Genomic DNA, 26,537 nt, shown 5'->3' on the forward strand with positions numbered 1-26,537 from the left:
ATAACCCGACCCGGCACGTCCACGGAAAAACGGTGGCGGAAACCCAAAGCCAAACGGGGCGATAACAGGACCCGGCGCACCCCGCGGAAAAACGGAAAAATGGTAGGGGCAACCCAAAGCCAACCGGGGAAATAACCCGACCCGGCCCACTCCATGGAAAAACGAAAAAATGGTGGGGGAAACCCAAAGCCAAACGGGGAAATAACCCGATCCGGCGCACCCTGGAAGGGTCGCACACCCAAATGCGTGGACCACAAATGATTTAAAACGTGAGCCGGCGGCGAACATCATTTGGTTACACCGAAGGTGTTATGGATTTCAGCCCTGATCAAATGGTTGTAGCACAACCATTTGTTCTGGGTCCCCGGGGGTTCCCGTCGTGCAGGCCGCCGAAGGTGCCGGCCCAGGCCCCAAAACCAAAACGCGCGTCGGACCCAAAAAAACCTCGTCCGCGGACCCCAAAACCAAAACGCGCGTCGGACCCAAAAAAACCTCGTCCGCGGACCCCAAAACCAAAACGCGCGTCGGACCCAAAAAAAACTCGTCCGCGGACCCCAAAACCAAAACGCGCGTCGGACCCAAAAAAACCTCGTCCGCGGACCCCAAAACCAAAACGCGCGTCGGACCCAAAAAAACCTCGTCCACGGACCCCAAAACCAAAAACCGCGACGCACCCGAAAAAACTGCGTCCACGGACCCCAAAACCAAAACCCGCGTCGGACCTAAAAAACCTCGTCCACGGACCCCAAAACCAAAACCCGCCCGAACACCCCAAAACCAACCCCACCCCCATACCTAAAAAAACAAAAAAAGGCTCGCCGGATCCACGTTCCTTTTGCGCTTAAGAGGTTAGGTGTCTGTCCAGATAGGGTGGGGTGTCCCTATTCACTGTCGTTTTGCGCCGCCACGCAAACAGTCCCGACTCAAATCCCTGTCGGTGCGCGGGTTTGCCGGGTATAATGCGAACATCTCCCCAAAAACCCGTCCGCGGGTGTTCAGAAGCCTTCTGAGACGGCCGCCCAACACTTATTTCAGGAGTAGGATCACATGAAGAAATGGCGTTTTCCCTTGTTAACGGCATGCCTCTTGTTCGCCTCGGCGTGCAGCACCACGCAGGTCGAAGTGATCGACCTTAACAAAGTTCTCGACGTTATGACCGCAACCATTGATTCGTTTGCCGACCAAAAAGTTGAAGGTGCCGAAGAAGGTGCCAATGCAGAAGAGGTGTTGGCCGCGGCGGCGTCCGATAACCAGGTTGTATCGAGCGAATTTTTAGCCACTTACACCAAAAACCTCAACGAGGCCAAGGTGATGTCTACCCCCGTCGGTACCCTGATGCGTCCCGACGGCGCCATCGAAGGGTTTCAGGACAGCAACGCCGACGGCAAAAAAGACAGCGGCGAGCAGCAACTGTTCACCGTTGAAATCGACGTGGAGCGCGCTCGTTTGATCGCCACCGATACCCAAAACAGCTACCATCGCGATTCCGGTTTCCACATCAGCCCCGGTAGCATTTTCATGGGGTACATGCTCGGTTCCATGTTGAGCCGTCAACGCGCTTCAGGGATCAGCCCCTCGCGTTATTCCAACATGAAAATGAGTCCCCGAAATTACCACTCCTCGGCGGTTTCCTCCGCGCGCGCCCGCGCCAGTGGTGGTTCGCGTTCGTTCAGCAGCGGCAAGTAATAGGGCCGTACAACCTGGTGCGTTCGTCCCCGTGACGGCGCACCATGTTGTTTTCAGGCTCGTTTTTCGCGAACCTCGAACGGCACAACGCCGGTCCGAACGGCCTTGTGCCGGTCCGAACGGCCTTGTGCCGGTCCGAACGGCCTTGTGCCGGTCCGAACGGCCTTGTGCCGGTCCGAACGGCCTTGTGCCGGTCCGAACGGCCTTGTGCCGGTCCGAACGGCCTTGTGCCGTTCCGATGCGCACGGCCGCATGAACGATCACCATCGCGGCCTGATTTCACGATTAAGGAGTTTGGGGAGTACCATGTCGGAAACACAACAGCAAAGCGACAATCAGCTTGAAGATTTATCGCGTGGTCAAATCGGCGTTTTGCTGATTTCGATTGCCGTCGTCGCCTTATCCGGGATCGCTTACGAATTAATTATCGGCACCGTTTCCAGTTACCTTTTGGGGAACAGTGTTTTTCAGTTTTCACTCACCATCGGCCTGTTTATGTTCGCCATGGGGATCGGTTCTTACCTTTCAAAATGGTTGATGAAACACCTGATCACCAACTTCGTGTTGGTTGAAATCACCATTTCATTGATCGGCGGCGCCGCCTCACTGATTTTGTTTCTGGCGTTTCCGCTGGTGATGCCGCTTTACCAAGCGATTATGTACACCTTGATTATTGTGATTGGTTCCTTGGTCGGCCTCGAGATTCCGCTGCTCACCCGCATTATCAGTCACAAGGACAGCCTCAAGGATTCCATCGCCCACGTGTTGTCCTTGGATTATGTCGGCGCCTTGATTGGGTCCATGGCCTTTCCGCTCATTCTTTTGCCGTTCCTGGGGTTGATTCGCTCCAGTTTCGCCATCGGCCTGCTCAACATCGGCGTGGCCATGATCAACGTGGTGGTGTTTTGGAAGTTTCTGCGCATGCCGCGCGCCGTGGCTACCTTTGCCGGCGGCACCGCGCTTTTGCTGGTGGTGGCGCTCATCGGCGGGACCCGCCTGTCGACTTATGCCGAACAGTTCCTGTATTCCGATGAAATTATTTTCTCCAAACAGACCCAATACCAGCGCATCATCCTGACCAAATCCGTCCTCGATCACGATCATCGCCTTTACCTGGACGGTCATATTCAGTTTTCGCAACGGGATGAATACCGCTACCACGAGGCCTTGGTCCATCCTTTGATGGCCTTGCCGGGGCCGCGAAAAAAAGTGTTGATCATGGGCGGGGGCGACGGCATGGCCGCCCGTGAGCTGCTTAAGTACGACGACGTCGAAGAGATTCATTTGGTGGATATTGACCCCGAGATGACGCGTTTGTGTGCCACCGTGCCCACCATCGCGGCCTTGAACGAGGGGGCGCTTGAGGATCCCCGCGTGAAAATTTTCCACCAGGACGCCTTCACCTTCGTGAACCAGGCCGGCGTGCTTTACGACCGCATCATTTCCGATTTGCCCGATCCCCACAACGAGGCGCTGAACAAGCTGTATGCGCGCGAGTTCTACACCATGCTGCGCAAGCGCATGACACCCGAGGGTTACCTGGTGTCGCAAAGTTCCTCGCCGTTTTTTACCCGAAAAACCTATTGGTGCATTGCCACCACCATGGAAGCGGCCGGCCTGCATACCAAAAGCTTCCAAATCACGGTGCCCAGCTTCAGCATTTGGGGATTCCACCTCGCCGCCAATCAGCCGGTGCCGCCCATCCGCGAGATGGACGTGCCCACCCGATATATGGAGGCCGATGTTTTTGCCGCGGCCACCAAGTTCCCGCGGGATATGGCCCGTGTCGAGACCGCGGTCAACAGCATCATGGAACCCAAGCTTTACCACTATTACATGAAGGAACTGCGCGAGCCCCATGGGCTGAAAGCTACGGCAGAATTGGCCAAAAAGTAAGGCTTCCCGCCGGCTTTGGTGCGCTTTCGCCAAAAAAAATGACCCTCATCCGGCGGTTGACGCGCCGGTGAGAGTGTCGTTCATTTCGATTGAAACGAAGAATACGAAAGGGTTCCCGACGGGTTTTGCGGGGACCGGAACTTCGTTAATCAATCCCATGTTCGTTCCCGGTGCCGGGGATCGCGCCCAGCCCGCATTGCTCACAAGGATTCGTCGCGAGAAGCAGAAAGCCTTGTGAGGACGAAGGTTACGACCGAGAGACGGCACAGGCGTAGCAGAGCTACGGCGAAGGCGGCTCGACCGAGTAAGGCGGAAGGCCGCCCCCTTGTAATCGCATGGCTTTCGGCTTCGTAGCAGAATTGCTTGTGAGCAATGCGGGCTTGATCGCTGTGAACCGAGGATTGATTGCGTTCAATGCGGGGATAACGGTTAGAATAACGGGATTCCTCTTCCAGCTTTTTTCGTCAAACCTTTGCGGTGTCGGATGACCCCGTATCGTCAAATGCTGGAATGAAGGATGTTTGCCATGTGCGCCCCGTTGCGCCCGTGATCCCGATGATGGTTTGTTTTGTGAAGGAGTCCACATGAGCGTATTGGTAACCTTATTGCTGTGTCTTGGTTTGATCTCCGCGGCCCCGGCGCAGAACCTGGAAACGCTACAAGCGAAACCCCTGGTTGATCAAATCCGCGTCAAGGCCAAACCGGTCAAAAGCGGCAACAGCTTTAAAGTCCCTATGATTACCTGGGGCGGCGACGTGGCGACAATCCACGCCGATCAACAGAAGCTATTTAAAAAGAACAATTTAAACGCCGAGATCTTTGTCGAGAACAACTTCGCTAAGCAGGTGGAGGCCTGTTTGAAAGGGGAGACCCCTTACCTGCGCGGCACCATGGGCATGATCAATGCCGCCGCCGAGGTGTTCCAAAAGAACGGCGTTGATTTGGTGGTCGTTTACCAAATGACCTGGTCCAACGGCGGCGACGCCATGGTCGTCCGCAAAAATGTGCGCAAGCCGCAACGGCTCAAGGGCAAAACCGTCGCACTCCAGCTCTACGGTCCCCACATGGATTACGCCTTTAACATCCTCAAAACCGCCGGCGTCCCGCTCAGCAGTGTCACGTTCAAGTGGTTCAGCGAGTTAACCTTGCCGACCTTTGATACCGACGGCAAAATCATCGATCCCGTCAACGCCTTTTTGGAAGACGATTCCATCGACGCCGCCATGGCGATTATTCCCGATGCGATGAACCTGACCTCTGGTGGTCGCGGCGGAACCGGTTCGGCCGGTTCGGTGAAAGGCGCCAAAATTATGGTGTCCACCAAAACCGCCTCACGCGTCATTGCCGATGTCTACGCGGTTCGTGCCGATTACTTCAAAAACAACCGCGCCGAGGTTGAACGTTTTGTGAATACCTTGCTGCAAGCGCAAGAATCCCTGCAAACCCTGCTGCAAAACAAAGCCTCCCAGCAAGCGCGTTACCAACAGTTGATGAGCCGTTCGGCCGATTTGTTGATGGGCGCCCCCCAGGCCGTGCCCGATGTAGAGGGTTTGCTGGCCGATTGCGAATTTGTCGGTTTTCAAGGCAACGTCGCCTTCTTCACCGGTAAAGGCACCAGCCGTACCTTAGCCAAGTTGACCAGCGAGATTCAGTCCGCGTTCAAAGAAGTCGGGTTGATGAAGCAAAGCGTCAAAATTGAAGGCGCGGGCTGGCAGTACGACAAACTCTCCAAGGGTTTGAAATTCGTCAACGCCGCGCCCCAACCGAAAAAGAAATTCGATACCAAAAAGGTCGCGGCAAAAATCGAATCCCAGATTTCGGCGGAAGCCACCGAATGGGCCGAGGACGACACCTTATTTCAGGTGGAAATTAATTTTGCGCCCAACCAGAGCACCTTTAGCGAGGAACAATATGCCTCGGATTTCAGCAAGGCCCTGGAGATCGCGCAGACCTACGGTGGTTCCTTAATTGTCGTAGAAGGTCACTCCGACCCGCTTGGTATTTTGCGGGCTCGTGAAAAAGGCAAAACCCCGGTGGAGGTGCGCCAAATGGAGCAAAAAGCCAAAAACCTGTCCTTGGAACGTTCCAAATCCGTGCGCCAGGCCTTCTTGAGCTTCGCCGCCCACAACAAGATGCAGGTCGACGAAAGCCAGTTTGTTTCCGTGGGTTTGGGTGTGGTTTCTCCGAAATTCAGCCCACCGCGAACCAAGGAAGAATGGGCCGCCAACCGCCGTGTGGTGTTCCGCATCAAGCAGGTGGAAGCCGAGTTGGATGAATTCGTTCCCCTGAAATAAAAACGCGCGGCCGCCAAACAAGCGGCCGCCCCGGCAAAGGACGGCGCCGGTTCCCCTGTTCCGGTTGCCGTCCCCAAGGAATCTTAAAATGAGCGACAGCAAGAGTGCGACCGCGGCCGTGCTGCTCCTGGCCGGTCTGCTGGTGATCGGTCCCCTGGTGGCGATATTTTTTCTGATGGGTGATATCAAAGTGGGACCGCGCATGCAGCAACAAAACGATGAAGCGACGGCCAGACAACGCTTCAAAGAACAGCCGGTCATGGACATTCAAATTCCCAGTCAGGGCGGCCAGGTTTCCACCGCGCGCAACCTGCTGGTGATTTTCGACGGGTCCGGCAGTATGTTGGAAGAACCCGATGCTTCCTGTGGGGCAGACGGCCGCTTTGCCAACAAACACGAGGGTGCGATCTGGGCGGTTGAACAGTTCGTTGAGCAGGTGCCGGACGGCGTTAACCTGGGCTTGTACGTCTTTGATCAAGGCGGCGGCGGTCTAAGGATGGCTTTGGCACCCGACCGCGAGGGTTTTATGGCCCATGTTCGCGCGGTGAATCCGGGCGGCGGTACCCCGTTGGCCGAGGCGATCCGCATGAGCACCCGCACCTTGGTTGCACAGTACCAACAACAACTGGGTTACGGTGAGTTTCGTTTGGTGGTGGTCACCGACGGTGAAGCGCAAGGTTTGGCCAAGGCCGCGGTGTACGCGGCGGGAATGGGCATGCCGATTTACACCATCGGGTTGTGCGTGGATCCCAATCACGTTTTGCGCGAGTTCTCGGTGAGCTACACCGCGGCCAATGATTTCGAGGCCTTGTCGGCCGGCTTGGCGGATTCCCTCGCCGAATTACCGGATTTCGACGACACCCAATTTTGATCTCCGACCCCGACCCCGGACGGGGCGTAACTCCTGCTTGAGGAATACGGCAAGGGTAGTATGATAGGTGCAACGCGCCCCCCGTGTTTTACCTCATCAAATCGTTTCTTTTCTGTAAGTTTGAGAAAGGTTGGCTGCATGAAAAAATCGACCGTGGGTTTTATCATCATCCTCGTGTTGGGCGCGCTCGGCATTTTTGGGTGGAAGGCGATTGACACCATGTTGACCGAGCAGACCTCCACCAAGGTGAGCCGGTCCCTGAAGATCGGTGGCGACAACTACTTGGGTTACTGGTTCATCAACGCGCCCGAGATGCGCAAACAGGCGGTTCAAAAAGACTTTTCCGTCGAATTCAGCGACGACGGCGGCGCCTACGCCGAGCGTTTGAAGAAATTTGCCGCCGGTGAATACGACTGCATTGTGCTGCCGATTAACACCTATTTGGAACAAGGCAAAAACCACGATTATCCCGGCGTGATCGTGGCCGCGGTCAGTGAGTCCAAGGGCGCCGACGGCATGGTGGTGCGCACGGATCGTTTTCAAGGCAACCGTGTCAACGATCTCAACGACCCCAAACTCAGCATTGTTTACACCCCTGATTCGCCCAGTTCTTTTCTGCTCGATCTCACCATCGCCGATTTTGATTTGGACCGGCTCGCCGCCAGCGATGGTTGGCGCGCCGAGGCCGACGGTTCCAGTGCCGTTTTGGAGCGGGTGCGCAAAGGCGAGGGCGATGTGTTTGTGATGTGGGAACCGGACCTTTCCAAGGCCTTGGCGCTCGATAACGTCAGTTACCTGTGGGGCAGCGATAAGTTTTCCGGTTACATCATCGACGTGTTTGTGTTCCATCGCGATCTCCTCAAACGAGACCGCGCTTTGGTCGAAGACTTTTTGGGGGTTTACTTCAACGTGCTCGACCATTACGCCGAGGACAAAACCACCATGGTGACCGAAATGGCCCGCGCCACCGGCCTTAAAAAAAACCAGGTCGAAGGATTGCTCAAAAAAGTGGATTGGTTTGACTTGGAACAAAACTGTACCAGCCAGTTCGGGATCGCGCTGAAACCCGGTGCCGCCGTGGAAGAAGGGGTGATCAACAGCATCATCGCCGCGACCGACGTGCTCAAACGCAACAAACGGCTGGAGAGCGATCCCTTGGAAGGCAACCCCTACCAAATTACCAACCGCGCCTTGTTGGAGAGCTTGGCGCGTCAGGCCGGCGATCACGGCGGCATGGAACAACGGGCCGCGACCAAGCGCAACTTTGAAAAACTCTCCTCGGCCGATTGGCGCGATTTGCGTGAGGTGGGCACCTTCCGTTTGGAACCCATTACCTTCCAAACCTGGAACAACCTGTTAACCAACGAGGGCAAAGCCCGGGTTGACCGCATTGCCACCACCTTGACCAACAATTATCAGGCCTACCGCATCATCATTCGCGGTCATACCGGACCGGGCGGCGATGAAAAGGAAAACACCAAACTGTCGCGGCAACGCGCCGAGGTGGTCAAACAGTACTTGATCGCGGTTCACGGCATCAACGCCAACCGTTTGCAAGCGGACGGGGTGGGTTCGTCCCAGCCTTTGCCCCGCAAGCAAGGCGAGTCCCAGCGCGCTTACGGGTACCGTTTGCCGCGGGTAGAATTTGTCGCGGTGGAGGGGAACCAACTTTGAGCAGCAAACCGTCGGCCGGGGAGAAAGACACCCGTACCTCCGGCAAAATTGAACGCGCCGTGTTTTTAGACGCGGTCCAACATCCGACAACCCTGACCCCCGCGGCGGTGGCGGCGTTGTCGGTGATTTGGATGGGCGCGTTCGGCGTGTCGCCCAACCCGGTGAAAAGCGCGCTGGCGGGCGGTTTACTCTGTATTGGTTCCTGGGTATTCCACTATTTCGTGCGCGGTGAGAAACTGGCCGAAAAGTATGCACAGAAACAGATTGCCAAACAGCAGGAAGCCGAACGCGTGTCCCGTGCGGCCTACGAACAAGCTTTTGTGGATATTGGCTTTAGCCAAGGCTTGCAAGCCGGGCGCGAATTGGAACGCGCCTACCGCCAATTGCTCGATTTTCTCCAGGCCCAAGCTGCCCGCGGCACCGTCGCCCGCTTCCACACCTTGGCCGACGACTGTTATCAGGAAGGCCGCCGTTTGTTGGATCAAGCCGTGGCCCTTAAACGTGCCTTACGCGCCGTTGATGCCAACGCCTTGACCCGTGAACAGGCGCTTTGGCGCAAACAGGCCGGCGGCATGCGTCCCGACGACGCCGCCGCGCGCACCTTGCAAACGCGGATCGACAGCCATCAACGGCGCCTGGATCTCTACGCCCGTCGACAAACCGCCCTGCAGGAGTTGCTGACCGAATGCGACGTGCTCGAGGCCGCCTTGGAGTCGGCTTACCTGGAAGCGATTGACCTGGTGCGCGCCGATGTGGCCTTGCAGCCCTCCCAATCGGCCGCCGCCAATTTGGAGCAAGCCGTGCGCGCCGCCCGCAGGGTCGAGGATCGATTGCGCGGCCTGGAACAAGGCCCGGATGAACGGGAAGACGACCTTTACCGCGAGGCCGGCGCCTCGCACCATTCGAACGCGTGATTGTGTGATGAACCCATGTGCCCCTATTGATTGAATACGCCGATCTCGGCACCCCGCAAACAAAGAAGCTTTAGGTGGAGGAAACCATGTCCAATGAACAAGTAGGAATCGTTCGAGCGGTGTTCCGGTATTTCAAATACTGGAACTGGAAAAAAGCACGCGGCATCATCGCGGCCGCCGACGAGCAGTTCACCGGCTCCGTCGACGGCATTAGCGCCGCTTTTGAGATGCACCAGGATAAGTTGGTGCGCCAATACCAGGAACTGCGCGACGCCATTTCCGAGGTTGAGGCTGTTTTGGAAGACAAACGCCATCGGCTCGAACAGTTGAACCAAGAGGAAGAGGACCTGCTGCAAAAACGCGACGGTGCCCTGAATCTGGCCGAACAAGCCCAGGCCGCCGGCGACGAAAAAGGCTATGAAGCCCACGCCGGTGCCTTCGAGCGTTTCCAGGTGCGCATTGAAGAGATCGAGCAAACCCAAGCGCGTTTGCAGGCGGAAGTTGGCGAAACCTCCGGCACCATGGATCGCTACATGTTGCGTTTGCAAGACATGCAATCCGAAATCCAAAAGCTGCCCCAACAAAAAGCCGAAGCCGTTGCCGAACACGTTTCCGCAAAGCGGATTATCGAACTCAACGACCGGTTGCAGGGTTTGGAGAACAGCATCGACCGCGGTCCGATTTCGGCCGTGATGGAAACCAACCGCAACCTGACCGCCAAGGCGAAGATTTCCGAAAAGCTGGCGGGCACCGATATTCGTGTGCAGGACAAGGCCTACGAAAATGCCGGTCGGGTTTCCACCGCCCGTTCCAAGATGGAATCCATGATGGCCGCGCGACGCGCGGAGAAAGAGGGACCGGCGGCGGAAAAAACCGGCGACGAACGCGAACGGCCCACCATCTAGATTGGACGGCGTGCGCGGCCCCTTGCCATACCGCACCGCGCCTACCAAGGGCATGAAACCCAGGAATCAAGATAAGGAGTTATTTATGTCGCGTCTCAGTGCGAAAAGTTTACTGCGTTGTTTGATGATGGTGTGTTTGGTCCTGTTTGCGACCGCGACACCGGCCCTCGCCAAAACCAAATTTAAGGTTGCCTGGTCGATTTATGTGGGCTGGATGCCCTGGCCCTACGCGGAAGAAAGCGGCATTCTCAAAAAATGGGCCGACGCCCACAACATCGAAATCGAACTGGTCCAAATGGATTACGTTGCTTCCATCGAAGCCTACGTCGCCGGCCAGGTTGATGCCTGTGTCATGACCAACATGGAAATGCTCAACATGCCCGCCGCTTCCGGGATCGACAGCACCGCCTTGATTATCGGCGATTACTCCAACGGCAACGACGCCCTGTTGGTGCGCGACGGCTTGACCGCCAAAACCATCAAAGGCCAAGAAATCAGCCTGGTTGAACTCACCGTGTCTCACTACTTGCTCAACCGCTTCCTGGAAAAAAACAACATGAAGGAAAAGGATGTGCGGGTGATCAATACCTCCGACAGCGACATCGGCCCCATTTTTCTTTCCAATGACAGCCAAAAAGCCGTCGTGACCTGGAACCCGATTGTGATGCAAATCGAGCAACATCCCGGCATCACCAAACTGTTTTCTTCCGCGGATGTTCCCGGTGAAATTATCGACTTGATGGCGGTGAACACCAAAACCCTGAAGAAGAACCCCGCCCTGGGTAAAGCCCTGGTGGGTGCCTGGTACGAGGTGATGAGTGTGATGTCGCGCCGCGGTGCCGACGCCGACAAAGCCCTGGGCACCATGGCCGCCCAAGCCGAAAGCTCTCTGGTTGAGTTCAAGAGTCAATTGAAAACCACCGCCATGTTTTACACCGCCGACGCCGCGGTACAGTACGCTTCCGGCCCTGAAATCAAAAAGAACATGGATTACGTGCGCCAGTTCTGCTTCCGCCACGGCTTGCTGGGTGAAGGTGCCGAAAGCGCCGATGTGGTTGGTATTCAGTACCCGGACGGCAGCGTTCAGGGTGACAAGCGCAACGTCAATTTCCGATTTGATGTGAGCTACATGAAGATGGCCGCCGAGGGCAAACTGAAACGCTAGCCCGCATTTATCACAAGGATTTCGGCTTCGTAGCAGAATACTTTGTGAGGAAGGCGGGCTAGGCATTGACGGAAACCACGGGGCCGTGCAGCGGGGCCCCCGAACCCTGCCGATAAAAATGAGGTGGAACCGTGAAGTTCCTAAGTATGCATGCCAAATTCGGCCCGGTGACCACCGCGCTGTTGTCGGCGAGTTTGTTTGTGTTGTGCGTGGCGGCTTATTTCACCGCCTCCCACATCCGCCACCAAGAGAACCCCAAAGACAAGATCATGCCGACCATCGGCAAGATGTGGAAAGGCGTGGAAAACACCGCCTTCAAAGAAGACCGCAAGGGCGAGTACCGGCTCTGGGTTGACACCTGGGCCAGTGCCAAGCGGCTGGGCTACAGCACCTTGCTGCTGGTCCTGGCGGTGTTGCTCGGTTTGCACATGGGGTTGTATCCCTTTTTTGAAGCCGTGTTTTACCGCTTTATTTTGTTTTTTGACAAGGTGCCCGCGCTGGCGCTGCTGCCGATCTTGTTTATTATTTTCGGCTTGGGTGAGCTGTCCAAGGTGATGCTGATCCTGCTCGGCGTGTTTCCCACCATCGCGTTGGATACCTACTTACGCGCCAAGGCCGTGCCCCGCGAACAAATTATCAAAGGGCGGACGCTTGGCGCCGGCAGCGCCAAAATCACTTACGGGGTGGTGCTGCCCCAAATCATGCCGGACGTCCTCAACACCATTCGCCTCAACTTCAAGGCGATGGTTTTGTTTTTGATTGCCGGCGAATCGCTGGCGGCTACCGCCGGGCTCGGTTACCGCATTTTTGTGGTGCGGCGCTACATCGCCATGGAGATTATTATCCCCTACGTGCTGTGGATGAGTTTGTTGGCCTTTGTGGCTGACTTGCTGGTACGGCTTTGGATCAAAAAGCGTTACGCCTGGTATCAGGCGCACTGAGGACACCATGAACGACACCAATCCCATGCTTCACCTCGAAGACGTTTACATGCGCTACCCCAGCCGCGACGGCACGCCGATCACCATTCTCAACGACATCGACCTCAAGGTGCGTCAAGGCGAATTCATTACCGTGGTCGGCCCCAGTGGTTGTGGCAAATCCACCTTGCTGCGCTTGATTTTGGGCGCCGAATCGCCGACCGAGGGCGCGGTTTTGTTGGACGGCAAAAAGTTGGATGCGCCCAATCGCAACCGCGGCATTGTCTTTCAAAAGTACTCGCTGTTCCCACACCTCAGCGTGATGGACAACATTGTTTTTGGTTTGGACGCCGAGGCGCACGGCATGTTTTTGGGCTGGTTGAAGCCGGGGCAAATGCGGCAACGGCGACGTGCGTTCCGCGACCAGGCCCAGGTTTATTTGGAGCGCATCGGTCTGGCCGACGCCGCCGACAAGTACCCCCATGAACTTTCGGGTGGGATGCGCCAACGGGTCGCCATCGCCCAATCGCTGATTATGAAACCGCGCATTTTGTTGATGGACGAACCCTTCGGGGCCTTGGACCACGCCACCCGCACCGAAATGCAACTGTTCATTTTGGAACAGTGGGAACAGGCCGAGATGACCATTTTCTTCGTGACCCACGATCTGGAAGAAGCCTGTTTTTTGGGGTCGCGCGTGTTGGTGCTGTCCCAGTACTACCAAACCGACGCCGGCCGCGGCCAGGGTGCCAAAATCGTCGGTGATTTCGCCACCCCGGGCGGCCATCCCAAACCCACCGATTTCCTTTATTCCGAGGAGATGAGTCAACTGGTTCACCGCATTCGCAGCGAGGGTTTGAGCCCCGACAACCTGCAACATATCCGTGATTTCAACCTGACCCACCGCGATGCGTTCCGCACCGTGAACCCTGAGGAGTGGCAGCGTGAGCAGTAAAAGCAAAGGGGACCGGCGCCCCGCCTTCCTCAACCGTTTGGGCCGTGAGTACAGTGATCGGCGCAAAAATTTGATTCTGCTAACCGGCGATACCTACGGCTTGTTCTGGAGCAGCGTGGCCAACCATTTCCTTTCGCTGGAACAGCTGTTCGTGCGCGAGCTGTCGCAAAAGTTCAACGTGGTGATGATGGACATCGCCTCGGGTCTGCGTTTTCCCAACAAAACCACCGAGGCCGAGGTGATTCGGGTTAGTGAATCGACCGACGGGGTGAGTGTGCCCAGCAACCGCATCAAATCCATGCAGAACATGCTCGCCGCCAGCGCCCACAACCCATTGCAAGCGTTGGTGCTGTTGCAGGGCATCGCCGAGGCTTTCCAGCGCGTGCGCATGTTGGAGGAAGGGGTTCGGCCCTTGTGCGTGTTGTTTAAGTTTGGCGGCGCTTTGTTTCCCACCGGCGGCTACGACCGACTCAGCGAAATCGACCGCCAGCGGCTGGTTTTTTTCCTCAACTGGGTGGCCGATCCCGGTTTCCAGGAGAGCCCCGAACTCCTGATCCTGATCAACCATACCAAGGCCGAGGTGAACCAAAAAATTCTGGCCCTGCCCAACGTGGCCCACGTGGAAATCAGTCTGCCGGACGAACGCGAGCGCGCGTTTTTTATCGAACACTTTGTCGACCAAAACCCCGGGCTGCGTTTTGCCGGCGGTCGCAAACGGTTTGCCGCGGATACCGCGGGTTTAACCCTGGGCAACCTCAACGAACTGATGTCGGTTGGTTTGGCCGAGGGCAACAAGATTACCCGTGAACAGGTGGTCGGCGAGGTGAACCGCATTGTTCAGGCCCAGTTGGGCGACATCGTGAAGGTCACCTATCCCAACCACACACCCGACGACATCATTGGCAACAGTGCCACCCGCGAGATTTTTACCGAGCTGTTCGAGCGCTGCGAGGACGTGGAAACTGCGGTGCCCGCCTTCATTGTGTCCGGTCCAAACGGCGCCGGCAAAACCTTCCAACTGGAGGCGTTCGCCGCCGCCTCGGGTCGGGTTGTGATTGAGTTGGCCGGCATTCGCGGCAGTTATTTCGGCGAAACGGACCGTTTCTTCGAACTGTTGCGCTGGCACATTTTGACGCTGGGCAAGATTCTGATTTTGGTGGACGAGGCCCATACCGCCTTTGGTTCCATCCACGGCGGCGCCACCCACTCCACGGAAAAACGCCTGGCCGGTAACGTCATCAAAATGATGGGTGACCCGCGGTTCTTCGGCAAGGTGGTGTGGGCGATGATGACCTCGCGCCCTGATTTACTCGACCCCGACATCAAAAGCCGCGCCCCGGTTCAGGTCCCGATCTTCGATCCCGAGGGCGAGATTCGCCAAACCTTTTTGGCCGAAATGTTCCGCCGCAAAAAAATCGAGGTGGCCGCGGGCGATTGGGAACCCATCATGGCCAAAACCGACTACTACTCGGCCAGGGATTACCGCAACTACACCGCCGAGATTTTGGCGACGCGACGGCGCAGACCGGGGATTACCCCGCTCGAGGTGTTACAACGCTGGTCGGCCAGCCGCAGCATCAACGCCCAACGCGAGTTCCAAATGTTAATCGCGGCGCAGCACAGCAGCTATCCCGAACTTTTGCCGGAGCGGCTGCGCGGCTGGAGCGACGCCGAGCTCCAACAGGCCACTGACAGCTTAAAGGCCCGATTGACCTAAGCGAATCCGCCGGCGGTACGTTCGCGCGACCACCGTTGGGATGTGGGTTGCGGATCACCGCTTCTCAGCCGCGTGGACGGTCTGGCGGGTGATCGGGGTTTGATTGGGGCGGTAGGCCGCATAGCTGCGCCTCAGAGACTTGCAGCCGCGGCGCCACAGGCGGTTGACGCGAATGAGGGGGATGTTGAGCAGGTTTGCGGTTTCTTCAATGGTGAAGCCGGCTTGGGCGCGCATCACCACCACCCGGTAGGCCTCGTTACGGCCTAAGGCGCTCAGGCCTTGGTGAAGGGTGAGCTGCATGCTGGGTTGGCTCGTGGTTGCACAGGGTTCGGCGTCTTCAAGCGGGCAATGGAACAGGCCGCCGCCGTTTTTTTGCGTGTGGTGGTGCCGGATGCTGTCGATCAGGTAGCGCTGCATGATGCGCGCCGAGAGGGCGCGGAAATGGCGTTCCGATTGGACTTCCAACCCCTTTTTGGCGGCAAAGATCAGGTAGGTTTCGTGGACCAATTCGTCCACTTCCATCTCGGTACCGGGTCGATCTTGCTTGAGGAGTTTGCGGGCGATGCGGCGAAGGTTTTCTAGGTTTTGGGTAAATTGTTCATCCAAGGACACCATCCGACCCGCGATGCGGATGGTTTTGAGGGGGACAAGCACCGATGTGTCACGCGAGACCATGGAAAACCTCCAACCGGATTGAGCAACGCTTCTACATCACTAAAAACCGGTTCCAGCGAAAAGGTTCAGGACCCGCGCAAAATTTTTACAAAAGGTGGTGCCTCAAAAAGCTGTGTGGGGAATTGTTAGCCCGCAATTTTCACAAGGATTCGTCGCGAGAAGCAGAAAGCCTTGTGAGTACGAAGGTTACGACCGAGAGACGGCACAGAGGTCCGACCTTTCGCGGGGCCGACCATTCGGGGTCCGACCTATCGGCGTAGCAGCTGAGGCGAAGGCGGCTCGACCGAGTAAGGCGGAAGGCCGCCCCCTTGTAATCTCATGGCGTTCGGCTTCGTAGCAGAATTCCTTGTGAGAATTGCGGGCTCGGTTTTTCGGCCCAAACCACCGCACCAGAGGGTAAGCTTGTTCCATCAACGAACACCGAATGAGATGTCGTGGCTGAAGCCGCGGCATCTCACACGTTAAGGAGTGCGTCTGAATGGCTTATGATGCAGATCTCGCGGTACGAATCGAAGCGGTCCTCCACGGTCGCGAAGCATTCAGCCAACGCAAGATGTTTGGCGGCGTCGCCTACATGCTCAACGGCAACATGTGTGTGGGGATCCATAAGGACTGGCTGGTGGTGCGTTTGGCGCCGGAGACCGCGGCCTCGCTATTGGATCAACCCGGCGTCAAGCCGTTTGACATTACCGGTCGGCCGATGAAGGGTTGGTTGCTGGTGGCACGGGAGGCAATGGGGGAGGCGGCGCAACTCAGCGCCTGGATTGAGCGGGCCGAAACCTTCGTTGCGGGGCTACCCCCAAAAAAACCAAAGGCTAAGTGAGGCCGGCGACCGAGCCGGGTGGTTTTTGGCCGTTCGCCTTGGCGCTGGGCGGCGTGGCTTGCCATCGGTAGAGGAAGAAAACGGGCGGCCAAAAAAAGAAACCGACCACCAGGGTGGTGGTGACGATATCGATCAGGGGATGGTAGGCCTGGTAAAGCATGAGGCCGGCGTAGGCGCCGGCGATCAGAGGCCAAACCCAGCGTTGTTTTTGGGTCATCAAGGTGATGAGGGTGACGGTAACCAGGACCACCGCGGTGTGGGTACTGTAGTCGAGACCGAGTCGATGCCAATGGGGCCAAAGAATATCGAGGTAGCGCAGGCCGTAGGCGGTGAACATCCCGTAGACGGCGCCGGCAAGGCCGAAACCAAAAAGCGGCCACCGTTTGTGGGCCAGGGCTTGGCCGATGTGGAAGAGGGCGATCAGGGCGAGGGTGGGGAAGACGGCGTCGGCGACGGCGTCGCGTTGTTCGTAAGTCAACACGTGTTTTTCCTTTGTCGGGGTTGGTGGAAACGCGCTGCACGCACGCGAAAATTCGCGTATGCCGATTATGTCTATCATGACAGCCTTTTTGCGGAAAAAGGATGATGAACGACAAACCGCTGAGCGTGGGGCGGTTCCTTTTCAGTGAACCAACCTGTTTGGAAGCAAGGGGGTGGGGAGAACACCCCCTTGGCAAATGAACCTGATAATGGAAACCCCGTGATCGGATGGGAGCGGGGACCACGGGTGTTTCGCGATTCGGGAGAGAATAGAGGATAAGGTCTAAACGACCTTCCTTAGACGATTGCAAGCCGCATTCCAAGTTTACGGGGGGGAACATGGGTCGTGCATCAAGCGAGGCCGGCCGGATGCTGCGTCGTGGGTCCCAACCCCCTGAATACCAACAGAATCACCCCATCAGGCTTCGCCCATATATCGAAACCCCAGGTCTCTTCAAATGGCTGGGGCAACCGTCGTGCCTTTGGCCCGAGCTGTTCAAATAAGGTCAGGTGTCGAAATAGCGTCAGGTTCTGTCAAAATAGCGACAGTTCCTCTCCAATGGGTTATCCCGCTGTCGCTTCACCAACAGACACCTGGATGTTGTTGTCGACCAGGTCTAAACGCAGGCGCCGGTCAGCGAGTTCCGGTTGTTCCACCAGCAGGCGGGCGATGGGCGTGATGACCTGCTGTTCGATCACCCGTTTAAGCGGACGGGCACCGTAGCGCGGTTCATAGCCGCGTGCGGCCAGAAAGGCCACGACCGCGTCATTCCAAGTCAGGCTGAGCTTTCGTTCGCGGAAGCCCTCACGCTCGGGAATTTTGGCCAAATTCATGGCCGCGATTTTTTGGATCGCCGTGCTGTCCAGGGCGCGGAAGGCAACGATGTGGTCGAGGCGATTGACGAACTCCGGCCGGAAAAAGGTCATCGCGGTTTTGAGGAAGGACGCCGCGTTGCCCTCGCCGTAGCCGACCGGTGCGGTGCGTTCCGTGCCCAGGTTGGAGGTCATGATGATCACCGTGCTGTTAAAGTGGGAGATGCGGCCGTAATGATCGCGCAGGCGGCCCTCGTCCAACAGGCCGAGTAGCAGATCAAACACATCGGCGGCGGCTTTTTCGATTTCGTCCAAAAGCACGACACAAAACGGGGTGTTGCGCACCTGGCCAAGCCAATCCGCGGGCAGGCCGTCGTCTTTGACGAGCAGGCGCTGCGACGAACCCGGATAGGCGTATTCACTCATATCGAGCCGAACCAGGCGTTTGTTTTTGTCCTCGCCGTGGCCGAACAGATAGTCGGCGGTGGCTTTGGCGCACTCGGTTTTACCGACACCGGTGGGTCCGCTAAACAGAAACACGCCCAGCGGGCGCTCGGGATCGTTGAGGCCCGCCTTAAAGGTGGTGATGACGTCGGCCACCCGTTCACAAGCCGCGTCTTGGGCGACCACCTTTTGGTGCAAACGGTCACGCACCGTCTCCCAGGCCAAGGTTTGCTCCGCGTCGATCAGCAACGGCGGCAAACCCGTTTTGTGGATGAAATGCGCCACCGCGTCGTTGCCGGTCACCGTGGTTTTGCCCTGGCGGGCTTTGGCTTCGTATAACTCGGCGATGAATTGGACCGGTTCCGCGGGGAAGGGGTGGTAGGGTTTAAACCGGGCGAACAAATCGCCGACGACCTGGTCGACCACGGGCACCGCCTCTTGATTGCGGCGGCCCGCCTCGATTTGGACTGCTTTGGTTAAAATTTCCGCGCGATTGGCGGCGCTGAGGTCGGGCAAGACGAGGATGTCGAAGGCGTCCGTAAACTCGGGTAACAAACGGCGACAGGTCTGCAACTGATCCGGCGTGGCTTCCACCACCACGCGCAGCAGGCCTTGTTTGATGAACGGCAGTAAGAAGGCGGCGATGCTTTCGCTGGGGTGCGATGCGCCGAGTTGGATCAAATCGGTTAAGTCGTCAAAACACAGAACTCCGTCCAGCGCTTGGATGTCTTCGATTAACTGTTCGGCGCGTTCCTGCCATTCGCCCAGGTAATTCATACCCGCCAGAATTCTTCCCGGCCGCGTCATCCAAAACCTGGGTGCCTGGGTTGTGTCGCGCGGTTTTGGCTCCTCGCGTTTGATGCGGCGCGCGGCCTGCACCAAAACCGTGGTTTTGCCGCAACCGGAAGGACCCAGCAGCAACAAACCCCGTTCGCTTCGGCCGAGACGGAGCGACAGTTGCTGGATGGTTTCGTCGCGACACCAGGCGTTGCCGAAGGCGCGTTTCACGTCGCGGGATTCCAGGTGCGAAGCGACGAGGGCCAAGGTGGCCGGCTCGGTGAAATCCTGTTGTTCCTTTTCCTTGGCGGGATGCACCAAAATTTTGTCCAGTTCCACCTCGCCGGGCACAAACAAGCGGCTCATCGCGCCGGGGTCCATGTCGCGCACCTTGGCTTGAACCTCACGGGTTAAGGTGGCGCGGTAATCGCTGTCGTTGTTGTAGTAAAAGCACAGGTTGAGGGCGGGGACCAGCGCGGTGGGTGTGTCGTAAACCACCGCGCGAAGCACGTAGATTTGCAGGCGAATGGTTTCGGCGCTGGGGAAGGTCATGCCCTCGTGCGGGTAAGCCGGCTGGAGCAACAGGGATTCCAAAACCAAGGCCGGTTCCTCCAGGGTGTCGAGGGTTTCGTCGTTGGCGACCCGATACCGCGCGGTTTCCTGTAGCTGGTGTTTGACCTTCTTTTTGTTCTCGGCGTAGGCGGGTGCGGTGTTGCGGGTCTGCAACAGGTAACCGCTGTAGCGGTTGCGGTCGTGGCGAACGATCATAATGGGTACGCGGATCACACTCATGCCGGACCTCCTTGCTCGCGGCCGATGAAATTCAACAAAAAGGCGCGTTCGCGAAACGCGGAAATGGGTTTTTGGGCCGGGGTGAACAAGCCGCTACCCACATCAAAGACACCGGTGTGGTTGAAATAACGCACAATGTCCGGCAGCTGCCCGTCGGGCAGCTGCTCGGTCACTTCCCACGCTTTTTCCAAGACGGTTTCATGATTGTGGTGCCATTCGCGGCGATACCAATTGCCTAGATCGGTGACCTCTGCCGGGATGAGTACCACAAACATCAAGTAGAGTTGCGGGCCGGTTTCGGTGAGCTGAACATGGACGCCCTGGTCAAGGCCGGCCAGGCGGTGCGCGTGGCGCCCCTGCAAAAAGATACCGTGATGGGGTTGCCCGGATTGTTCGGGCGCGGTTTGGATGTCCATACCGGGGAAAAGGGTTGTGGGTACCGCTAGGAACGGTAGGTTGGTTGCGGCGTGGTTGTGGGTTCCCCGCGCCAAGGGCAGGTACAGCATCAGACAACGCTCATCCGGTAGCGGTCCGTCCGCCACCCAAGCCTCGGCGAGGGCCAGCGTTTGCCACCAGCGACGGCGGCGCGCTAGGCGTCGGTAGCCGAGCGGATCCTCGATGGGGCCGTAGGTGTCGCGCCAATGGCGCCACAGGGCGGCGGTGTCGGCTTCATCGAGGAGCCGGTCGGCATCGACCGTTGTGGGTAACTGAATAATTTGGTTTTTATCGCGCACAATGGGCCGTTCCACGCCGATCCGTGCCGGCGAGTGGGTTGGTTCGCGGAGGCGTTCTTCAAAGGCAAACAAATCGTTGAGCAGATCGCGGCACTGTCCCCAGAGTTCCCGCATGCTGTAGTAGAAAACCTGTGCGTCGGAAAGATGATCGATGGCGGTTTCGCCCTCGGGTGCAAAACCTTCGATGGTTTCAGCCAGTCGTTCCAGACGGGTTTGGGCGAGGGCTGTCTGGTCTTCATCCACGGGCGCGTGAAACACACGGCGCGGTCGGTTGCGCAGGCGATAGGTTTTAAAAGAAAGGCCACCGTCCGCCCCGGCGCCGATGCGCAGGACCATGGGCGCGCCCGGTTTGGTGTTGCTCAGCGCGCGTCCCAGGGGGAAGGTCAGCCGTTGTTCCAAGGTGCGTTTGAGGGCGCGGGCACCCAATTGCGGATGGTATCCGGCCTCGGCCAAAGCGTCCAAAAACCGGCGATCCAAGGTGATGGTGCAGCGGCGCCGTTTAAACCCTTCCCGTTGTACCAAGCGGTTGACGTGGATTTCGGCAATCGTGCGCATGTGGTGCCGCTCCAGTGCTTTGAAGGGAACCACCGCATCGAGCCGGTTGAAAAATTCCGGTCGAAAAAAGCGGCGGGCGGCGCCGCGATAAACGGCGTCGGTGCCTTGCCCGGCGCCAAACCCCAAGGTGTTGCCCGCCTCGCGTGCACCCAAGTTGGAAGTCAGGATGATGATGGTATTGCGAAAATCAACCGTCATGCCGTTGCCGTCGGTTAAACGGGCCTCGCCGAGTACTTGCAACAGCAGGTCGTAAACGCTGGGATCGGCTTTTTCGATTTCATCGAACAAAACCAGGGAAAAGGGACTTTGGCGGACCGCCTGGGTCAACAAGCCGTTGGGATTGTGGAAATCACCTACCAGACGGGCCGTGGCGTCGTAGCCGTTGAATTCGTTCATGTCGAAACGCAGCAGTTTGCTTTCGTCACCGTAGAGAAACCTGGCACAGGTTTTGGCAAGCTGGGTTTTCCCGACCCCGGTCGGCCCGAGGAACAGCAGCGTGCCGAAGGGTTTGCCCGGATCGTTCAGCCGGGTTTTGGCGCGCAAGATGATGTCGGTGACCGCGGTGATCGCGGCATCTTGGCCTTTCACCTCGCGGCCGAGTTCCGCTTCGACGTCCTCACGGGTCAGGCGCGCGTTTTTATCCAAAAAGGCGAGATTGAGGCCGCTTTTTTGTTGGTATACCTTGATAACCTCGGCTTCTTTGATCATAAGGGCCGGGCGTTCCTTGGCGACCTGTTCCAACAACGCCATGCCGCGCCCCGGAAAAACGCCGCCCCCTTCAAAGCGCCGGGTCAGCGTCATCATCTGCTGAAGGGCACCCGGAAAAAAGGTAACCTCGTGTTGGTGTTCCAAAACGCGCGAACCCGCCAGCAGGGTGGTGAAGGTTTGCGCCGGGGTGGGTTCCTCGAGCCGAATGCAGTGGAACAAATCGGCGAAACCGCGGTCCCACTCCTGCAACTTGCGCCACCGCTCCGGGGTGATTTCGCCGATGAAATTGAGCTTCCCTTCGTCCAGGAACCGTTTCAGAACGAGGGCCACGTTGAGGTCGCTCCCGGCGGAAAGACCGGCGCGGAACAATCCGGGCAAATCGTCACAGTAAAAAAAATGTTGGTTGTCCTGCATGTACGTGATGATTTCCAGCAGGCGTTCCTCCCACTGGCCCACATAGGACATGCCGCTAATCAGGCGTTGCGGGGCAATGTGCCAGGTGTTGCCCCGGTTTTTGTTTTCACGGAACGGTCGGGTGGCGATCCACTGGTGGATCAGTTTGGTTTTACCCACGCCCGGTCGGCCGATTAACACGATCGGCGGAAAGGGTCTGAGGTCACTGAGCCGTCGCAACTTTTCCAAGGCCGGCTCGTGGCAGAAGGGTTTGTTTACCTCGCGTTCGGACCAGTCCAAACAAGTGCCGACCTTGCCCAGTTCTACCGCGCCGTTGGGTTTCTCTCGGCTGCCCAAGAAGATGCGTTCCTCTAAGGCAAGCCGCTCTTGTTTATGGGTCGGCAGGTTGAAATCGATGTAGGTGATCCATTCCTTTCCCGTGATTTGGAACTCTTCCGGGTCTTCGATCAGCTCTTCTTTTTCCTCCGCGCGCAGGAACCGGGTCAGGGCTTCCTCGCAGACCACCGCCGTTTCGGCATCCTCGGGGATGAGGAACCAGAAGGTAGGAAACGCCGGGAACAGGCCCAGGGTTTTGTCGGCGATTTGGAACAGGACGACCAAGGGTTTGATATTGAGCAGGCCGCGACGCAATTCAATTTTAAAAGAAAAGGTATGCGTTTTGAGTAGCGGACTAAAGGTTTCCCAATGCAAGCGCTTATGGTGGATGTCCAAGGCGATGGTGTGGAACCGGGTTGCCAGTTTGGCGCGCAGTTTGTTGGTTGCCGCGGTGAGGTCGTTTCGTCGGACCGATTCAGAGAAGGGCAAAAATAAGGGGACGACGCGGTGGGATACGGTTTTGTTTTTGGCGTTGCGGGAACGAACCACGTAAATCGGCAGGGATATGTTCATGGGGTGAAATGCCTCCGCGCTTCCCAAACCATGCTCCGGTACAGGGAGGCATGCATCAGGGTTTCCCAAGATGGATATTCGTTCACCATGACGACTTTGTCGCTTAGGTTGTGGTCGATTGTTTGAATCCTGTCTGAGTAGTAGGCACGGCGGCGGGAGACACCGGGATCTTTTTCATCCCGTTCCACATCGCTTGGCGGGAGGAAATGCGCCCAGTCGTCCTGTTCGGTGTGAACCTGAATGGTTTCTTGCGTGAACATCCAATAGTGGGCGCCCGTTTCCGCGCTGAACCAGAGGCGCGCCATCGGCCCGGTAATGCCGAGTGCAAGACCGAGGATCTGTCGCGGGTTACGTTTAAAATGATCCTCCAGCATGTTGAGGTTAACGATGGGGAAACGGCTTTCCGGGCTGCTTAAGAAAATACCGCGTTCGGCCAGTAAGGTTCGTCGCGGTGGCGGCGGGCCGCCTTTCTTTTTGCGTTTTGCCGCGGCTTTGGCTTGATCTGCTTCGCTGAGCCGGCGCCCTTCGCCCTTCTTTTTGGGTTGTGCTTGATCCGCCTCTATTTTGTTGAAAAAGAGTTCGACCTCGGTTTTCATGTCGAGTTCATGGGCTAGGTTCAGGTATCGGCGCGTTAGCAGCTCGATTTTCTCGCGGTCTTTTCCATAAATCCCGATGATGATCTGATCGGGATTGGCGACCTGGTACCACCAAAAACGCGTCATCATCCGATGAAACCGGTTCTCCAGCGTTTCTTGTTGTGTGAGGTCGATCTCGGTGTTCTCGGAATAGCCGTGCCATGCTAAATGGACCTGGTTTTCGAAGGCGTAAACGTCGTTGCTGACTTTTTCCAAGGCCGCAAAATCGTTGCTGATGCGGCGGTGGCGCTCTAAAACAGCTTGCTCGTTGAAATGGTACGATGCTTTTCCCTTTGCTTTCGCGATGGCGCGCCGTTTGGCGAAGTGGGTGATTTGTTGGCCCAGGCGGACCTGTTCGCTGCGCAGCTCTTCCAAGTGGTCCGATTGGTTAAACCGATAAACCTCGGATCGAAAAGAAGCCACGGCCTGCAAGGTATCCGCGCTGATCGGGCCCCTGTGATCGCCGGTTCCCGATGTTTGCTTGGTGGGAAAAACGGTTTGCAAGACCACCGCTTCGTTTTGCAAGGTGGCGTGATAACCCTTGATCCCGTCCTGATTGCCTTTGGCCAATTGGGTCGCGAGGGGTAGGGCCAAGCGTTGGTCGACCGCCCGTTTCAAGGGACGCGCCCCGAGTTTGGGATCGTAACCGCGTTTTGCCAAAAACTCTGCCACCTCGGGGTCTAAGCTGAGGGTTAGGTTCGCCTCCTGTAAACCGGCACGGCGACGCAGCTTTTCCAATTCCAGCCTGGTAACCGCGCGGATGTCTTCCTGTGACAAAGCGTGGAAAGGCACCACCGCGTCGATGCGGTTGTAAATCTCGGGGCGCAGGAAGTTGCGCACCTCGCGGGAGAAATGGCGTGCCGCGTGTTGGTCGTCGCCCGTGGTTTCGGCAAGCGCGACCGTGCCGCGGTCAAAACGTTCGGCACCTAGGTTGCTGGTCATAATCACCACGGTATTGTCAAAACGGGCCTGGCGACCACTGTCGTCGGTGAGCCGTGCTTCGCCCAGGATTTGCAGCAACAGGTCGAAAAATTTGGGGTGGGCCTTTTCGAATTCATCGAAGACCAGCAGCGAGAACGGTTGTTCGCGCACCGCCGCGATCAGCAGGCCGGGTTCCTTGCTGTCGCCCGCCAACAGGCGCTGCACGCCGTGGGCGTCCGAGAATTCGCTCATATCAAACCGGGTTAAGCGGTTTGCATCGCCAAACAACCATGTGGCAATCGCTTTGGCCGTTTCCGTTTTACCGACGCCGGTGGGGCCGATAAACAAAAACGAGGCAATCGGCTGTTGGGGTTTGGTGAGTTGGGCTTTGATCGCCGCCAACATGTCGACCACGTGGCGAATCGCCGTGCGTTGGCCGATAATCGCCGTTTCGAAGAAGGCCGTGGTTTCCGCCAACGACATGGGTTGGGTGCGGTCCAAAATAAATAAAGGCAGGCCGCTGCTCCGACTGAAGGAAGCCAGAACCGCTTTGTCCGTAAGGGTTTCGCCCCGCCGGTGTTCGAGGCAAAGGTGCTGGAGCAGTTGCAGCGCGGGCCGCGGCTGCGCCGAATAACCGGCAAAACGTCGGAACAGGCTGACCAGGCGGTCCGCGGCCGCCGCCTCGATGGTAATGCCGCGGCGCCGCGTTAGCGGGTCCGCCGCCGCGGCCAAAATACGGCGCAGTTTGTTCGCGTCCGGTTCCGCGATGTCGATGCGATCAAAGGCCTGGAGCAAGACCGGATCCTTTTTCTCAATGAGCGCGTATTGTTCGGGCGTACATTCGCAGATGACGCCCAGGCGACCCCGGTTGATGTGGGGGCGGAAATACGAGGCCATACCCTGGCTCATGTTCTCCGATTGCCCCACGTGGCTCAGCTCGTAGAGCGAGCCCAGGTACAGCACCGCCTTTTCGTCCAGCGCTTCTTTGACGAGTTTGTCGCAGCGTTCCTGCCACGCGCCGAACCCGGTTTGACCCGCGATCAACCGCGCGCCGTTGGTTTCGTAGAAGGGGGTTTCCCCCATGCCGAGGTGGCGACGTTGGTTGATCGTCTCCCGAATGATCGCGGTTTTGCCGACACCCGAGGGGCCGACCAGCAAAACCCCGCGGCGGTTTTCCCGCATCAGCGCCGCGGCAAGGCGTTTCATTTCCGCGTCACGTTCGAAGACCGCCGCGGGTTTTTTGCCCAAAAAACGATGGGTAACCGCTTTCAGCACCCCGCCGTCTTCCTTGGGGCCGTCGCCTTTGTCGTGTTCGAGGCTGGTGGGAAAGGTTACTTCCAAATCAATCGTTTGCAGGGTGAGTTCCTCGACGCCGACACATTTAAACAGTTTGGTGAGGCTTCGCGCGCCGCGGCGCCGCAACAGGCAACGTCTGATTTCCGTTTCGGCCGTTTCCCGCCACTCTTCCTCGCGCCTTGCCGAGAATTCAAGATCCATCCAAGGAACGCGGCCGATCCAATACACCCCACCCGACGCTTGTTCTTTGCGGTAGCGCACCACGGGAATGGTCAGTTCCAGCGCGCCCTTCAAGCCCAAGTTGGTTGGGTGCCTCTCCAGGGAAAGCGTGATGGTTTCTATCGTTGGGTCCGCCGCCTGCACGTTAAGACCGGTTTGGAACAGGTTCTCGCGTGGCAAGCTATTTTGTAGCAGGTAGGTTAGTTTCTCGACCGCCTTCTCGGGCGTTTCATTGAGGGAACCGTACTCCGGCCAGAGGAGCGATTCGGCGAGATAACGGTTGTCATCGAAACGAATCATGACAATGGGGGCCTTGTAGTGGATGGACGACATGCTGTTCCTTTTTTCGCGGTAGGGGGATGCTTA

At 57.6% G+C, this 26,537-nt stretch carries 17 protein-coding genes; 12 read left to right on the forward strand and 5 right to left on the reverse strand.

Annotated elements, in window-relative coordinates:
- The first annotated feature begins 1,047 nt into the window (after positions 1-1,047).
- From J3U88_RS08850 to J3U88_RS34955, 11 genes are all read left to right on the forward strand, one after another.
- Positions 1,048-1,686, forward strand: a complete 639-nt coding sequence (locus tag J3U88_RS08850) for a hypothetical protein (RefSeq protein ID WP_207856491.1) — start codon at positions 1,048-1,050, stop codon at positions 1,684-1,686.
- Between the two features lie 306 nt (positions 1,687-1,992).
- Positions 1,993-3,582 (forward strand): polyamine aminopropyltransferase, encoded by a 1,590-nt coding sequence (locus tag J3U88_RS08855; protein ID WP_207856492.1) that lies wholly within the window; start codon positions 1,993-1,995, stop codon positions 3,580-3,582.
- 584 nt (positions 3,583-4,166) lie between these two features.
- Positions 4,167-5,876 (forward strand): ABC transporter substrate-binding protein, encoded by a 1,710-nt coding sequence (locus tag J3U88_RS08860; protein ID WP_207856493.1) that lies wholly within the window; start codon positions 4,167-4,169, stop codon positions 5,874-5,876.
- 88 nt (positions 5,877-5,964) lie between these two features.
- Complete coding sequence (locus J3U88_RS08865; protein WP_207856494.1) at positions 5,965-6,747, forward strand: vWA domain-containing protein; 783 nt, start codon at positions 5,965-5,967, stop codon at positions 6,745-6,747.
- A 138-nt stretch (positions 6,748-6,885) separates the two neighbouring features.
- Positions 6,886-8,421 carry a phosphate ABC transporter substrate-binding/OmpA family protein gene (locus J3U88_RS08870; RefSeq protein ID WP_207856495.1) on the forward strand — a complete coding sequence of 512 codons (1,536 nt, stop codon included), beginning with the start codon at positions 6,886-6,888 and terminating at the stop codon, positions 8,419-8,421.
- Complete coding sequence (locus J3U88_RS08875; RefSeq protein ID WP_207856496.1) at positions 8,418-9,335, forward strand: hypothetical protein; 918 nt, start codon at positions 8,418-8,420, stop codon at positions 9,333-9,335. Before J3U88_RS08870 ends, J3U88_RS08875 begins: the two co-directional genes overlap by 4 nt.
- Before the next feature lie 86 nt (positions 9,336-9,421).
- Positions 9,422-10,240, forward strand: a complete 819-nt coding sequence (locus tag J3U88_RS08880; RefSeq protein ID WP_207856497.1) for a hypothetical protein — start codon at positions 9,422-9,424, stop codon at positions 10,238-10,240.
- 85 nt (positions 10,241-10,325) lie between these two features.
- Entirely contained in the window at positions 10,326-11,405 is a 1,080-nt protein-coding gene (locus J3U88_RS08885; RefSeq protein WP_207856498.1) for a putative urea ABC transporter substrate-binding protein, read from the forward strand.
- Between the two features lie 131 nt (positions 11,406-11,536).
- Complete coding sequence (locus tag J3U88_RS34220) at positions 11,537-12,346, forward strand: ABC transporter permease subunit (RefSeq protein ID WP_207856499.1); 810 nt, start codon at positions 11,537-11,539, stop codon at positions 12,344-12,346.
- A gap of 7 nt (positions 12,347-12,353) precedes the next feature.
- Positions 12,354-13,280, forward strand: coding sequence for an ABC transporter ATP-binding protein (locus J3U88_RS08895; RefSeq protein WP_207856500.1), 927 nt, complete (start codon positions 12,354-12,356; stop codon positions 13,278-13,280).
- On the forward strand, positions 13,270-14,997 hold the full coding sequence (locus J3U88_RS34955) for an AAA family ATPase (protein ID WP_207856501.1): 1,728 nt from the start codon (positions 13,270-13,272) through the stop codon (positions 14,995-14,997). The genes J3U88_RS08895 and J3U88_RS34955 overlap by 11 nt, the downstream gene beginning before the upstream one ends.
- A 54-nt stretch (positions 14,998-15,051) precedes the next feature.
- Here J3U88_RS34955 and J3U88_RS08905 read toward each other — a convergent pair whose 3' ends face one another.
- Positions 15,052-15,672 carry an ECF-type sigma factor gene (locus J3U88_RS08905; protein ID WP_207856502.1) on the reverse strand — a complete coding sequence of 207 codons (621 nt, stop codon included), beginning with the start codon at positions 15,670-15,672 and terminating at the stop codon, positions 15,052-15,054.
- A 478-nt stretch (positions 15,673-16,150) separates the two neighbouring features.
- Here J3U88_RS08905 and J3U88_RS08910 point away from each other — a divergent pair, with 478 nt between their 5' ends.
- Positions 16,151-16,495, forward strand: coding sequence for a TfoX/Sxy family protein (locus J3U88_RS08910; RefSeq protein WP_207856503.1), 345 nt, complete (start codon positions 16,151-16,153; stop codon positions 16,493-16,495).
- Here J3U88_RS08910 and J3U88_RS08915 read toward each other — a convergent pair.
- From J3U88_RS08915 to J3U88_RS08930, 4 genes are all read right to left on the reverse strand, one after another.
- Positions 16,488-16,976, reverse strand: coding sequence for a hypothetical protein (locus tag J3U88_RS08915; protein ID WP_207856504.1), 489 nt, complete (start codon positions 16,974-16,976; stop codon positions 16,488-16,490). The genes J3U88_RS08910 and J3U88_RS08915 overlap by 8 nt on opposite strands.
- A gap of 563 nt (positions 16,977-17,539) precedes the next feature.
- Positions 17,540-19,801, reverse strand: coding sequence for an AAA family ATPase (locus J3U88_RS08920; protein ID WP_207856505.1), 2,262 nt, complete (start codon positions 19,799-19,801; stop codon positions 17,540-17,542).
- The gene (locus J3U88_RS08925) at positions 19,798-23,100 is read right to left on the reverse strand and encodes an AAA family ATPase (RefSeq protein WP_207856506.1); all 3,303 of its coding nucleotides are present in this window, start codon (positions 23,098-23,100) and stop codon (positions 19,798-19,800) included. The genes J3U88_RS08920 and J3U88_RS08925 overlap by 4 nt, the downstream gene beginning before the upstream one ends.
- Positions 23,097-26,504 carry an AAA family ATPase gene (locus J3U88_RS08930; protein ID WP_207856507.1) on the reverse strand — a complete coding sequence of 1,136 codons (3,408 nt, stop codon included), beginning with the start codon at positions 26,502-26,504 and terminating at the stop codon, positions 23,097-23,099. The genes J3U88_RS08925 and J3U88_RS08930 overlap by 4 nt, the downstream gene beginning before the upstream one ends.
- Positions 26,505-26,537 lie beyond the last annotated feature (33 nt).

The organism is Acanthopleuribacter pedis, from assembly GCF_017377855.1.
Taxonomy (GTDB): domain Bacteria; phylum Acidobacteriota; class Holophagae; order Acanthopleuribacterales; family Acanthopleuribacteraceae; genus Acanthopleuribacter; species Acanthopleuribacter pedis.